This window comes from Zarconia navalis LEGE 11467 (assembly GCF_015207075.1).
In the GTDB taxonomy this organism is placed as follows: domain Bacteria; phylum Cyanobacteriota; class Cyanobacteriia; order Cyanobacteriales; family Geitlerinemataceae; genus Zarconia; species Zarconia navalis.
Window position 1 is genome coordinate 1 of record NZ_JADEXN010000091.1, and the last position, 12,103, is coordinate 12,103.

At 46.0% G+C, this 12,103-nt stretch carries 13 protein-coding genes and 1 pseudogene; 12 read left to right on the top strand and 2 right to left on the bottom strand.

The window, feature by feature from the left end; all coding sequences use genetic code 11:
• Window positions 1-1,098: bifunctional folylpolyglutamate synthase/dihydrofolate synthase (locus IQ235_RS06895; protein ID WP_264320763.1), on the bottom strand; the 1,098-nt coding region annotated here is incomplete at its 3' end.
• A gap of 251 nt (window positions 1,099-1,349) precedes the next feature.
• Between IQ235_RS06895 and IQ235_RS06900 the strand changes: the two genes are divergently transcribed.
• Window positions 1,350-1,523 (top strand): hypothetical protein, encoded by a 174-nt coding sequence (locus IQ235_RS06900; protein ID WP_264320751.1) that lies wholly within the window; start codon window positions 1,350-1,352, stop codon window positions 1,521-1,523.
• A 308-nt stretch (window positions 1,524-1,831) separates the two neighbouring features.
• Complete coding sequence (locus tag IQ235_RS06905) at window positions 1,832-2,272, top strand: ATP-binding protein (RefSeq protein WP_264320752.1); 441 nt, start codon at window positions 1,832-1,834, stop codon at window positions 2,270-2,272.
• Here the strand turns inward: IQ235_RS06905 and IQ235_RS06910 are convergent.
• The gene (locus IQ235_RS06910) at window positions 2,262-2,597 is read right to left on the bottom strand and encodes a DUF6439 family protein (protein ID WP_264320753.1); all 336 of its coding nucleotides are present in this window, start codon (window positions 2,595-2,597) and stop codon (window positions 2,262-2,264) included. The genes IQ235_RS06905 and IQ235_RS06910 overlap by 11 nt on opposite strands.
• Window positions 2,598-2,684: 87 nt before the next feature.
• Here IQ235_RS06910 and IQ235_RS06915 point away from each other — a divergent pair, with 87 nt between their 5' ends.
• From IQ235_RS06915 to IQ235_RS06960, 10 genes and pseudogenes are all read left to right on the top strand, one after another.
• Complete coding sequence (locus IQ235_RS06915) at window positions 2,685-3,074, top strand: sll0565 family protein (protein ID WP_264320754.1); 390 nt, start codon at window positions 2,685-2,687, stop codon at window positions 3,072-3,074.
• Window positions 3,075-4,216: 1,142 nt separating this feature from the next.
• A complete protein-coding gene (locus IQ235_RS06920; RefSeq protein WP_264320755.1) occupies window positions 4,217-5,509 on the top strand; it encodes a glycosyltransferase in 1,293 nt (430 codons plus the stop codon).
• A 124-nt stretch (window positions 5,510-5,633) separates the two neighbouring features.
• Window positions 5,634-5,843 (top strand): hypothetical protein, encoded by a 210-nt coding sequence (locus IQ235_RS06925; RefSeq protein ID WP_264320756.1) that lies wholly within the window; start codon window positions 5,634-5,636, stop codon window positions 5,841-5,843.
• Window positions 5,844-6,174: 331 nt separating this feature from the next.
• The gene (locus tag IQ235_RS06930) at window positions 6,175-7,197 is read left to right on the top strand and encodes an NAD-dependent epimerase/dehydratase family protein (RefSeq protein ID WP_264320757.1); all 1,023 of its coding nucleotides are present in this window, start codon (window positions 6,175-6,177) and stop codon (window positions 7,195-7,197) included.
• 29 nt (window positions 7,198-7,226) lie between these two features.
• Entirely contained in the window at window positions 7,227-8,000 is a 774-nt protein-coding gene (locus IQ235_RS06935; protein WP_264320758.1) for an acyltransferase, read from the top strand.
• 154 nt (window positions 8,001-8,154) lie between these two features.
• On the top strand, window positions 8,155-8,370 hold the full coding sequence (locus IQ235_RS06940) for a hypothetical protein (protein WP_264320759.1): 216 nt from the start codon (window positions 8,155-8,157) through the stop codon (window positions 8,368-8,370).
• A gap of 60 nt (window positions 8,371-8,430) precedes the next feature.
• Complete coding sequence (locus IQ235_RS06945; RefSeq protein WP_264320760.1) at window positions 8,431-10,068, top strand: glycerol-3-phosphate dehydrogenase/oxidase; 1,638 nt, start codon at window positions 8,431-8,433, stop codon at window positions 10,066-10,068.
• Window positions 10,069-10,279: 211 nt separating this feature from the next.
• On the top strand, window positions 10,280-11,125 hold the full coding sequence (locus IQ235_RS06950) for a hypothetical protein (RefSeq protein ID WP_264320761.1): 846 nt from the start codon (window positions 10,280-10,282) through the stop codon (window positions 11,123-11,125).
• Window positions 11,126-11,167: 42 nt separating this feature from the next.
• A complete protein-coding gene (locus tag IQ235_RS06955; RefSeq protein ID WP_264320762.1) occupies window positions 11,168-11,896 on the top strand; it encodes a class I SAM-dependent methyltransferase in 729 nt (242 codons plus the stop codon).
• 22 nt (window positions 11,897-11,918) lie between these two features.
• Window positions 11,919-12,103, top strand: a pseudogene (locus IQ235_RS06960) (NAD-dependent epimerase/dehydratase family protein); the annotation flags it as partial.

The window sequence follows — 12,103 nt, forward strand, 5'->3', positions numbered from 1 at the left end:
GATACTGCGCGCCAAGGCGGCGAGTTCCGGGGGATCTGCGGAGGTGCGATCGGGAACCGACACCAGAAACAAGCGATCGCCCCCCCGCAGCAGAGTGCGAAAAATTCCCTCATGGTCTTTTGTTGCCAGCATCCCCATCACCCAAGAAATCGGAGGCGGCTGAGTGTCGGCATAGCGCCGCAAAACTCCCGCTGCGGCAACGTTGTGGGCGCCGTCGATTAGTAAAGGGCGATCGCGCCACTGCAACCACTGAAGCCGTCCGGGCCATTGGGTGTTCGCCATCCCCGTTTCGATCGCCGCGTCGGGAATCTTCCAGCCCCGTTCTCGCAAGCACTCTAAGGTGGCAATCGCGATCGCGGAGTTACTTAACTGCACGTCCCCCAACAACGCTAAAGGGTACTCTATTCCCCGATAACGGGCTCGGGGGAGGGGATCGCCTGATTCTGTGGGTAGCGCGCGAGCTGCATCAACCCACACCGCCGGACAATCGAGTTCGCCGATGCGTTGCTCGACAATCCTTCTCGCCTCTTCGGGTAATGGCCCGATAATGGCGGGACACCCCGGTTTGAGAATTCCCGCCTTCTCCGTGGCAATTTTACCGAGGGTATTTCCCAAACGCTGCCAGTGTTCGCGGCTGATGGAGGTGATGATACTCGCAACGGGGCGATCGATAACGTTGGTCGCATCCAGTCGTCCCCCCAATCCTACTTCGATAACCGCCACATCGACATTTTTCTCGGCGAAATATAGCCAAGCTGCGGCTGTTATGGCTTCAAACTGAGTCGGAGACGGTGCGTTGCCATCAATGGCTTCTCGAACGCGATCGACATACCCGTACAGGTCTTCAGGGGCGACGGGACGCTGGTTCAAGCAAATTCGCTCGCACCAATTCACCAGATGGGGAGAGGTATAGCGTCCTACACGATAACCCGCCCGATGGAGTACCGACCCGAGATAGGCACAGACGGAGCCTTTGCCATTGGTTCCGGCAACATGAATCGTCGGAACCGAAGCTTGGGGATTGCCCAATCGATCGAGCAGTCCCTCGATTCGCTCTAAGCCAAGATGCACGCCAAAACGTTGAAATTGTTGCAACATTTTGTCGATCTTTACTAAAGTTGATGCCACGGGATTCTTGGGTATTTCCTACTATTGAAATTCTTTATACTGTGAAGATCGATACAAAATCGATCTTGCTTTCGATCGTGAAGCAAACTTTCCTTGGCTCTCCAACCTCGACGAAGCGCAATACCTGACTTGATATCTTAGCTGTCATTCGGGCTTTTTCTCAAAAAACTCAAACCACTGTAAAATCGAGCCAAATATCCCCAGAGCAGGGATTTCGTCGTTTGGCAATTCGTGAAATTGCCCAAATTGAGTCGGGATACCTCTCAATTTCTCTAGATTTTTGGGCATATTTCGCTACAATAGAAGAGTCCGCAGCCAATTCATCTATTGATTTAATGCTTCAATTATCTCTGATGGCAACCCTAGAAGAATGCGACTCTCGAACTCAAAATTGAAGCAACCTCAACCTCCGACCTCTCTAAGTTTTATCAAGATGTTGTCAACAGTGGGCTAACGCTAAATCGGAGGATAAATGTTTAATTTTCGCTGGCTTACTGAATCGAACGACAGGCAAATAATTGAATTTGGTTTCAGAAATCTTATCCTTGAATCTAGAAATCTACGGCAGGGTAGCTTTGGTATGGTGAACGCAGACTCAGTGTGTTTTGGCATGAGTTTTAACCAACATGACTCCTTCTTCCCAGGGTCACTACTTCGTCCGCTAATGTTTCTAAACCTGTAAAGATCGGTGATTTTTTCAGTAATGGCTCTCTCCAAACGTCCCCCCGGACGCCAATCCGGTACGATTAGTTTTGCCTCGACATTGTACCTCGGTTCCGTTTTAGATCTGTTGTTAGCTGAAGTTCCAGATTGCGTAGCGCCTGAAATCCGACTCGGACTTCAAGAAGCTCTCGTCAATGCCGTCAAGCACGGAAATCAGCTCGACCCCAGTAAAACCATTGAAGTCCACTTTTGTGTCCGGGGAGAAACCTATCAATGGTCGATCTCCGATGGAGGAAAGCACGACATCGATCCGTGCAGGTGCTCCGAAGAGCAGGACTTACCTGAAGAAGAATCTGAATGCGGTCGGGGAATGTTTATTCTCCAGCAAATTTTCGATCGGGTGGAGTGGAATTCCCAGCGTTGCGAACTGCAACTGTGCAAACAGGTCAAAGGCTCTCGATCGCTTGCCACTACGATTTAGGTTCGATCGATCGATCGCGCTTTTTGCCATGCTGCGGACAAGGAGGAGCCGAAATCGATCGATTCAGCCAACCGACTGCCTGTTCGAGGCGAGGAAGAGATTCTGTCGGATTTCCTTTAAGTAGGAAAACCAGAGCTGCTGCCACCTGTTCGCGCGCGCGAACATTTCGATCGCTCTTGAGTCGGTGCCAGTCCCGTTCGTTTAGAGCCAGCCGCTCGGCAAGAGCTTGGGCGAGTTCTAAGGTGCTGACATCATCGAGGTTTCTCAGATGGGGATCGCTTAGTGCAGTGGAGCGGGCAGTTGGAATTCGCGCAGATTCTGTCATGAGCCTTTAGAGAGCTGATATATTTGTGTATTGTACTGGCGATCGACCTTGCCGACATCAGCCTCATCTCCAGATTCTCTAAACCGAATGACATCGCCTCCCGACCCCAATCGTTCTCCAGCAAGCAACGACACAGAAGACTCAGATTTCGAGTCGATGCTCGCGAACGTCGAGAAATCCCTACAAGCCCTCAAACAACGCCACCACCAAATTCAGCACGATACCGAGCGCCATGCGGAACTGACTGGGCAACACGAACAACTCAAAAAGCAACTGCGCCGCTCCAAAAATCCCCAGTTGCAAGCGCAGTTACAGACCCAATTACAGAAAATTTCCCAACAGCTTGAAGAACTCGAAATCCGCTTAGAAAGTACTCTCATGTCCTGGGAGACGCTACGGGAACCGTTCTGGCAGGCTGTGCGTTACGGGGGGTTGGGCATTATTATCGGCTGGGTATTGAAGTCTTGTTCGAGTTAAACCGCACATCGGAATGCTCGCTTTAGATGACGTTCGGGCTTTTTAGACTGGTGATTTATTTGGATAGAGTCACCGAGCGTAATTAAGGTGGCGACACCTATCGTTTCGGGTCGTTTCGATCGCAGATACCTTTTTTGAGATGATTGTTCGCGATCGAACATCTTGAACCCGAACTGACGTTACTCCCTGGAGTTTAGACGCCCATTCGATTGAGAAGGTTGCCACCTTTGTGCAGCAAGCCTATTCGACTTCAAGTTCTCAACATGTCAAGAAACGCTCAAATCATTTCAAGATCGAGATTTTGACGTTTGAGCCGCTAAATTCGTCTAAACTCCAATGACTCAGCGCTGTTTTCCCAAACACCGATTCCGTATAAACACGTTGTCTCCTTGGTTAACTTATGCGTACAAATACTGAAGTATCCACTCTGAGAATCGCTACAACCTCAGAAAACGCTCGCTTGCTTAATGCGAAGTTGAACGAATTTGCACGTCCGAAAAAACAATAAATTTTCTAAAACAAGAATATAGCTAGTTCTTTATTTTTTATGAATTGCGATTTAGTAGCCTGTAATAAAGGAAAAACTAGTCTTAAAGGTCAAGATCTAACTTGGAATTGAAAAATAATACTTTTTTGTTTCCTATTTTATGAAGCTCTCACAGAACTTCATGAATCAGAGATAAATCTATTGTACGGGTTGCGGCTTTACGTAAAAACACGCATTTTTTTTGTTTTTGATGAATACATAAAGCAACTTGTTCGATCTATCGTAAATTTATAAATTTTAGATGAAGTAACTTCAGTAAATACTCAGGTATCAATTTCGACATGCTAAATTATTTCATAAGTTAAAGAGCAAGAAACACGAACGCAAAATAATTCATTACAGAAGAAGAAGTATCTTGAGTAGAATTCAAGAATGTAATATTGCCATCGTGTTAGGAAATCTAGATAGACTCACAACTCTAACAAATATACATTTTAACGTCTAGCAAACCTATGAAAATTTTATTCTTAGCACCTCATCCCTTCTATCAAAATCGTGGAATACCTATTGCTTGTGAAACGCACATTGAGTCAGGCACGAAATAATTCAAAGCATTAGTCATTGCAACGTAACGGTCAAACACTTACACAACGAAATGATGATATTTCAAACTCAAAGCTCACTCGCAGAAACAAAATGGGTTCAGCCTCAGGTTCAATCTTCTCAAGATTTTGATTATATTACTCACGTTTCATCTAGCCAGGGAAAGCTAAGAGTCTTATTTCTTACACCTCATCCTTTTTATCAAGATCGAGGAACACCAATTGACGATAGCCTTTTCCTGAAAGTTCTGTCAACAGAAAAATATCATGTTGATGTTTTAGCCTATCCAGAAGGGCGAGACATTCACTATCCCAATGTTGAGCTCCACCGCACCCTGAAACTGCCTGGAGTTTCTAATGTCCGGCCTGGATTTTCTTTAAAGAAGCTGGTTTACGATCTCTTGATGATCGTCAAGGCCGCTCAACTGATCTCTCGTCGGGATTATGATGTGATTCAAGCCGTTGAGGAATCTGTCTTTATTGCACTATTGTTCAAGCTATTATTTAAGATTCCTTATGTCTATGACATGGATTCTTCAGTGGCTCAGCAAATGGTGGAGCAGCTTCCGTTCTTATCTCCTCTAGCACCTGTATTGAACTGGCTTGAGAAAATTGCAGTCAAGAAAGCCAAAGCTGTAGTTCCAGTTTGTGAAGCCATTGCTGAGGATATCGCTCAGCATTCTCCTGAGAAGATCGCAGTTCTTCCCGATATTTCTTTACTTGAAGAGGAAACACCCGAGGTTCAAGAAGATTTGCGAGCTGATTTAAATCTTCAAGACGCTTCTATAGTGATGTATGTGGGGAATTTAGAGGCCTACCAGGGAATTGATTTGTTGCTGGAGAGCTTTGCCATTGCCCAACAGCAGGATGAAAAATTAGTACTGGTCATCATTGGCGGAGAAGCCACTAGCACTGAATATTATCAAAAGAAATCTCGAAACCTCGGTATCGATCGCAAAGTTCATTTTATTGGCCAAAGACCGGCAAAATATCTCAGCAGCTATCTAGAGCAGGCTGACATCTTGGTTTCACCTCGAATCAAAGGTAAAAATACACCGATGAAAGTTTATTCTTATCTCGATAGTGGTAAACCTTTACTCGCAACAGATTTGCTGACTCATACTCAGGTTTTAACCAATGAGATCTCTCTGTTGAGCCCAGATACTCCTGAGGGCTTTGCCGCAGGTATGATTAAATTAGTACAAAATCCAGAGCTGTGCCAAGGGTTGGGAATTGCAGCTCGGAAGTTCATTCAGGAAAAGCACTGCTATGCCGTCTTTCATCGAACCGTTCGTGACCTGTATAACTGGTTGAGTGATGAAATTCAGCCCTCTCAGGAGCAGTAAGATTCGAGAAAGTTTGCCCTGAACTCAGCCATTGTTGTACTCTAGGGCTTCAGTGAGATTGTATCAATCACACCGCGATCGCTGTCCCGAATCCTGAAGTCCTATCTACGTAGCATTAAAACTGATGCAACTGAATACTCCGGATCGCTTTTCTGACGGTCATTCTTCAAATAGCGATCCTTTCGATCCCAATCGTCCAAACACTCCTATCACTCCTGTCTTTCCAGAAATCGCAGATATTGAGACAGCTTCTGAGAATTATGCAAATCGGTTTGCGGGTGAGATTGGGAAATGGTTTCTCCGGATTCAAGCTGAGGCAATCTTGAAGCCGTGATTATTGACTATCCCACTCAGCGTAGTATTAATGCTCTCACCCCCTATTTATTTAAATTCAAAAAAGGTTTAGAAAAAAATACTCGTCCTTTTATCTATTATCAGGAAGCAGAACTGATTCGCAATTTTTAGAATTTAGGGCTACATTTGGATCGGCGCTATGCTCAGTTTTTTACCCCATGGTCGTGCATCGCGCCTTAAAAGCAGTTCAATTTTCTGCTGTTTTAGAAAATAGTATCCGGTGGACTGGATTAACTTGATTATTGGGTTCTCCAGTAATTGCCAAATTTATCAATAATTAGTGAATGAGTCCATTCAGTCGCGAGGAAAAAATGACAGAGCAATTACCGTCAGGTTCTAAAGTTTTAGTGACAGGAGCCACTGGATTTACAGGGTCAGTTCTGGTGCGTAAACTGGTTGAGCAGAATCTCAAAGTTGTGGCGATCGCCCGTCTGACTTCTAATCTTGCTCCATTTAAAGGAATGCCCATTCAGTGGTTGCAGGGAGATGTATTCGATCCAGAATTAATTGACAAAGCCACTGAGGGAGTCAACTATATTTTTCACATGGTGACTCCCTTTCGAGATCCTAAACTCAAAGATGAAGGGTATCGTCAGGTACATGTTATCAGTACCCAACTACTGGCAAAAGCGGCTCTCAAACAGCCTGATTTCAAGCGTTTTGTTCATGTTTCTACCATCGGTGTCCATAGTCATATCGAACATCCTCCGGCTGACGAAAACTATCGAATGAAACCGGGTGATATTTACCAGGAAACCAAGATGGAAGGGGAACTCTGGATTCGGGAATTTGCCAAAAAAGAAGGGTTATCTCTGGCTGTAGTACGTCCAGCGGGGATTTATGGGCCGGGTGATAAACGTTTGCTGAAAATTTTCCAGATGGTCAGCCGTCGCTGGGTTCCCGTTGTAGGAGATGGTAGTAACCTGTATCACTTTATTCATGTTGATGATTTAACAGATTTCTTTCTGGTGGCTGCTATGCATCCTCAGGCAGAACAGGAAGTATTTATCTGTGGCAGTCCTGGAGACATGACCTTCAAAAGAATGGTAGATTTGATTGGGGAATGTTATCAGGTCGATCCTAAACTGATTCAAATTCCAGCCACCCCCCTATTTGCTATCGGCGATCTATGTGAGTTTATTTGTAAGCCTTTAGGTATTCAACCCCCGATTTATCGCCGGCGGATTGCTTTCTACACCAAAGATCGCTCATTTAACACCACAAAAATGCGAAATATGCTGGGCTTCAAGACAGCCCACTCTGATGAAGCCGGTTTGCAAGAAACAGCTCAATGGTATGTCGATCGAGGTTGGGTTTCCCTCAAAAAATCTTGATGTCGTTATTGTAGAAATCAATTGCTCTGATGGTTGCACCAAATCATTCTGATACCCGCGTTAAAGTTGCCAAAACTCCTTTGACGGAGCAGTTAAATCAATCTCAGTCCTCTCTGTTGCAACGTTACCAACAAAAAGCTTTGGGTCAGACTGGGCTAGGAACTTTATTGCAATATGAACTGTTTACCTTACTTTTTGGCAACCTTCCCGGTGCCCTGGGCTATGTTTCTCGCAAATTATCCTACCCTAAGCTATTCAAATCCGTAGGTAAGGGTGTCATTTTTGGCCGAGGTTTAGTCCTGCGTCACCCCGGTCAAATCACTATGGGCGAACGGGTTGCGATTGATGACTATGGCATTTTGGATGCCAGTGGGGCTGGAGAGGTAGGAGTTAGCCTAGGTAACGATGTCATGATCTCTCGCAATTGCGTAATTCAAGGAAAAACTGGGCCGCTTCAGATTGGCGATCGCACAGATATCGGCTGTAATGTGGTGATCTCTTCCATTACGGGAATTTCCATTGGACATTCTGTTTTAATTGCTGGAAATTGTTACATTGGGGGCGGACGTTATATTGCAGATCGCATTGATGTTCCGTTGATGGATCAGGGATTGTTTTCTAAAGGGCCTGTTTCCATTGGTGATGATGTTTGGCTGGGAGCAGGAGCCATTGTTTTGGATGGTGTAACCATCGGTAAAGGATCTATTGTCGGGGCCGGATCAGTGGTGACGAAGGATTTACCCGAATATAGTATTGCGGTGGGTGTGCCAGCAAAAGTTATCAAGCAGCGCTCCAATCTTTAACCTCAGACTAGCCTGGATTATTTACTGGAGTTTAGACAAAAGTGCGATCGCTCCACCGCACCCATCGCAAACCGCAAATGGCTTCGATCGATCCGAACTTTCCCCGCGAACCGCTGCAAGCCGTCCTCGATCGCACTCTAAGAATAAGAATGCTGTGAAAAAAAACTCCTGCCTCTACAATGCCTTGAACATCTGGTTGGGTCAAGGCTGTATCTGGGTTCATCAAGGGCATCTGACGACTTGCTTGTGGATGGTGAGTGCTTTGGTTCATACCGCAGAAGTCAACCTAACTCGCTGGCTGCCTTATCTGCCTTGTCGAGGATACTACGCCCAAAGCAAACACGCGACGGGTGCGCCGTTGGTTAAATAATGCCCGGATGCTCCTTCTCTGTCATAATCAAAGCATCAGGATTAAAGATAAAGTGAGCATATGAAGCGAAACTTAGCAGAGTTCACCAAAAACGTTTTCGATCTGACGATCGTTGGTGGTGGAATCTACGGTGCATGTGTTGCTTGGGAAGCAAGTCTGCGCGGTTTGAGCGTCGCACTGGTAGAGAAAGAAGACTTTGGTGGTGCGACTTCTGCTAATAGCTTAAAAATCATCCATGGGGGACTGCGCTATCTGCAAAACGCTGACTTCAAGCGAATGCGCGAGTCGATTCGGGAACGAACCACCTTGATGCGGATTGCGCCTCCCCTGATACATCCCCTACCGATTTTACTTCCAACTTACGGACATGGAATTAAGGGAAAAGAGGCGCTTTCGATCGCTCTGACGATCAACGATCTGATAAGTTTCGATCGCAACGATCTTCAAGATCGCCAGAAACATATTCCTCGCGGTCGCGTCATTTCAAAACAGGAATGCCAGAAGCTCGTCCCCGGTATTGCCACTGAGAATTTGACAGGAGCGGCAATTTTCCATGACGCTCAAGTCTATAACTCCGAGCGACTCACCCTTGCTTTTGTGCGATCGGCTGCCGATGCCGGTGCCACCGTTGCCAACTACGTGAAGGTCACTGGGTTTCTTCAAACAGAAGATAAGATTCAAGGGGTACAGGTCGAAGATACGATCGCCGGAAATAAATTCGAGATCCGCTCTAAAGCCGTTATCAATACAAGTGGTCCCTGGCTCAATCGGGTGCTGGGTTTGCTACCCTCCCCCCCACCGGAGCAAGCCTTCGCCAAAGCGATGAACTTGGTACTGCGCCGTCCTCTGTTCGATACCTATGCCGTCGGTTTGAACTCGTCAAGTGACAGCGACCCCGATGCGATCGTCAAGAAAGGTTCTCGTATGCTCTTTGTCGCACCTTGGCGAGGACGAAGTATGGTAGGTACAGCTTACAATATTTGCGATCGAGACCCCGATAACTGGAACGTGACAGAAGCAGAGATTGCAGACTTGCTCGCACAAATTAACCAAGCCTATCTTCCCGCAAAACTCACCAGGGAAGATGTTGCTTTCGTTCATGGCGGCTTGCTACCTCAGTCTGGAATTTCTCAGAGCCAAGAACCGATATTCGCAAAACACTACAAAATCGAGGATTACACCCAGGCCGGTTATCAGGGTCTATTTTCCGTGACTGGAGTGAAATATACCACCGCTCGGGATGTCGCTCAAAAAGTAATCGATCGTCTATTTGGGTTCTGGGGACAGACAGCACCACCATCTAAGTCGGCGACGACACCCTTATATGGTGGGGATATTAGCGATACGGGCAGCTTTTTGCAACAGGCGATTGACGAAAAACCCTCAGATGTAGACCCAGAAACCATCAAAACGCTGGTTTATAACTACGGTTGTGCTTATACAGATATGTTGAGTTATGGGGAAGGTGACACAACCCAAATCATCAAAGCACAAGTCTGCTATGCCGTGCGCGAGGAAATGGCACGAAAATTAAGCGATGTAATTTTTCGTCGTACCGAACTGGGTTCGGCAGGCTCTCCTGGCGCGGCTACCACACAACTCTGTGCTAAGGTAATGGCGAAGGAGTTAGATTGGAGCCAGAGCCAAATCGATCGCGAGCTAAAACTCAATCTAACCCCCCATCAATCGTTCGTTTAAGTATAAAAGTCAATTGGGCAGAAAAAATCTGTCTGTTTCTGGCTATTTATAGCGTTTGGAAGTCTCATGAGGTACAGCCAAGCGTCGGAGTAGGTCAGCGTAAAAAGTCTTCCCTTCTCGGGAATGGGTCGAGCGATACTAACCCTCGAGCTGTACTATGCCTCAATGAGGATTGCTAGATCGTTCTTGTTGTTTGTACTGTGCTTGTACTATGGAATTAAAGCAAGATCCTAACCCTATTATTCTTGTTGATACTCACGTCCATATTTATGATTGCTTCGATCTCGATCGATTTTTAGATTCTGCATGGAATAATTTTTCGATTCAGGCTAATAAATATCAGTCTCATCAGAATTTCACGGGAATTTTACTCTTAACCGAAAACAGTAATCAAAATTGGTTTGCATCTCTATCGAGTTGGATAAAAGACCCAAACGATCGCGCGCCACTATCGAAGCGTTGGACTTTTTCTCCCACCGCAGAAACCTATTCTCTATACGCCTCGAACTCTCAGGGACATAAACTTTGTCTGATTGCCGGTCGGCAAATTATTACAGAAGAGAAACTCGAAGTTTTGGCGCTGATGACCGATGGAGACTTGACCGACGGTCGATCGCTCGAAGCAACAATTCAAGAGATTCAAAATGTTGGTGGTCTTCCCGTACTTCCTTGGGGAGTGGGTAAATGGCTGGGTAAACGAGGTCAACTCATCGAGGGCGTGTTGCAAACCGATCGCCCTTCTCCTATATTTCTAGGTGATAATAGCGGTCGCCCTCAATTTTGGTCGCGACCTCCATATTTCCAAGCCGCAGAACAAAAAGGTTGGCGAATCTTACCCGGAACCGATCCCTTGCCATTGGCTTGGGAAGCCTCTCGTCCTGGCCGTTTTGGCTTGAGACTCGCCGGTACGATCGATTCATCCGAACCCGGCAAACAGTTGAGGTCGATGCTTCTCAATTCTGAGGTGAGTTGCCCAGCCTATGGTGCTTTAGAAACACCTTGGCGGTTTATCCGCAATCAAATCGCCCTGAGAATTCCCAGCAAGTCCGATCGATAGGCAGTCGCCACCGAACAAAATATTGAACCAGAAACAAAGCAAATGGCGATCGATAATGGTTTTCCCGAAACAGCAGACATCGAAACCTCATCTGAAGACTACGCCACACGTTTTGCGGGTAAGATCGGCCAATGGCTGTTGCGGGTACAGGAAGAAGCGACCTTGCGAATGCTCGAACCCTATCCCCAAGCTAAAATTTTGGATGTGGGAGGGGGTCACGGTCAACTAACCGGCGCTTTAATCGAACGTGGCTATGAAGTCACAGTTTTAGGCAGTTCCGAAGAGTGTAAGGTCAGAATTCAAAAGTATCTCGACAGCGAGCAATGTGCGTTCCAAGTGGGTAATGTTTTGGATATGCCTTATCCAGATGGCGCTTTTGATGTGGTCATTAGCTATCGTTTTTTGGCCCACGTGACGCAATGGCAACAGTTTCTCAAGGAATTAGCTCGAGTGGCGAGCAAAGCGGTGATTGTCGATTATCCGACAGTTCGCAGTTCTAATGCGATCGCCCCTTACTTATTCAAATTCAAAAAAGGCTTGGAGGGCAATACTCGACCCTTTGTTTGTTATCAAGAAAAAGATATTATAGACTTTTATGAGTCGATTAACTGGGTCAAAGATCGTCGCCAGGGTCAGTTTTTTCTACCCATGGTACTCCACCGAGCTTTAAAGAAACCTGAAATCTCATCAGTCTTAGAAGGAACATCACAATTATTAGGATTGAACTATTTATTTGGTTCGCCAGTCATTGCGAAATTTCGGAAAAACTGAATCGAACTCAACCCACAACGGTTTGGTTCCATCTATAGGGAATGGTGACAACCTATTACATTTTATTCATGTCGATGACCTCACCGACTTTTTCATCGTTTCTTCCACTCATCCCCAAGCGGTGGGTGAAGTCTTTATTTGTGGCAGTAAAAAAGCAATGAAGTTCAGGGATATGGTGGATTTAATTAGTGAATATTACAACAAAAA

Excerpts from the sequence above, each read along its gene's own strand:
- IQ235_RS06910 (WP_264320753.1), bottom strand. The coding sequence starts at position 2,597 with ATGACAGAATCTGCGCGAATTCCAACTGCCCGCTCCACTGCACTAAGC.
- IQ235_RS06935 (WP_264320758.1), top strand. The coding sequence starts at position 7,227 with ATGGTTGCACCAAATCATTCTGATACCCGCGTTAAAGTTGCCAAAACT.
- IQ235_RS06950 (WP_264320761.1), top strand. The coding sequence starts at position 10,280 with ATGGAATTAAAGCAAGATCCTAACCCTATTATTCTTGTTGATACTCAC.
- IQ235_RS06945 (WP_264320760.1), top strand. The coding sequence starts at position 8,431 with ATGAAGCGAAACTTAGCAGAGTTCACCAAAAACGTTTTCGATCTGACG.
- IQ235_RS06955 (WP_264320762.1), top strand. The coding sequence starts at position 11,168 with ATGGCGATCGATAATGGTTTTCCCGAAACAGCAGACATCGAAACCTCA.
- IQ235_RS06930 (WP_264320757.1), top strand. The coding sequence starts at position 6,175 with ATGACAGAGCAATTACCGTCAGGTTCTAAAGTTTTAGTGACAGGAGCC.
- IQ235_RS06925 (WP_264320756.1), top strand. The coding sequence starts at position 5,634 with ATGCAACTGAATACTCCGGATCGCTTTTCTGACGGTCATTCTTCAAAT.
- IQ235_RS06905 (WP_264320752.1), top strand. The coding sequence starts at position 1,832 with ATGGCTCTCTCCAAACGTCCCCCCGGACGCCAATCCGGTACGATTAGT.
- IQ235_RS06915 (WP_264320754.1), top strand. The coding sequence starts at position 2,685 with ATGACATCGCCTCCCGACCCCAATCGTTCTCCAGCAAGCAACGACACA.
- IQ235_RS06920 (WP_264320755.1), top strand. The coding sequence starts at position 4,217 with ATGATGATATTTCAAACTCAAAGCTCACTCGCAGAAACAAAATGGGTT.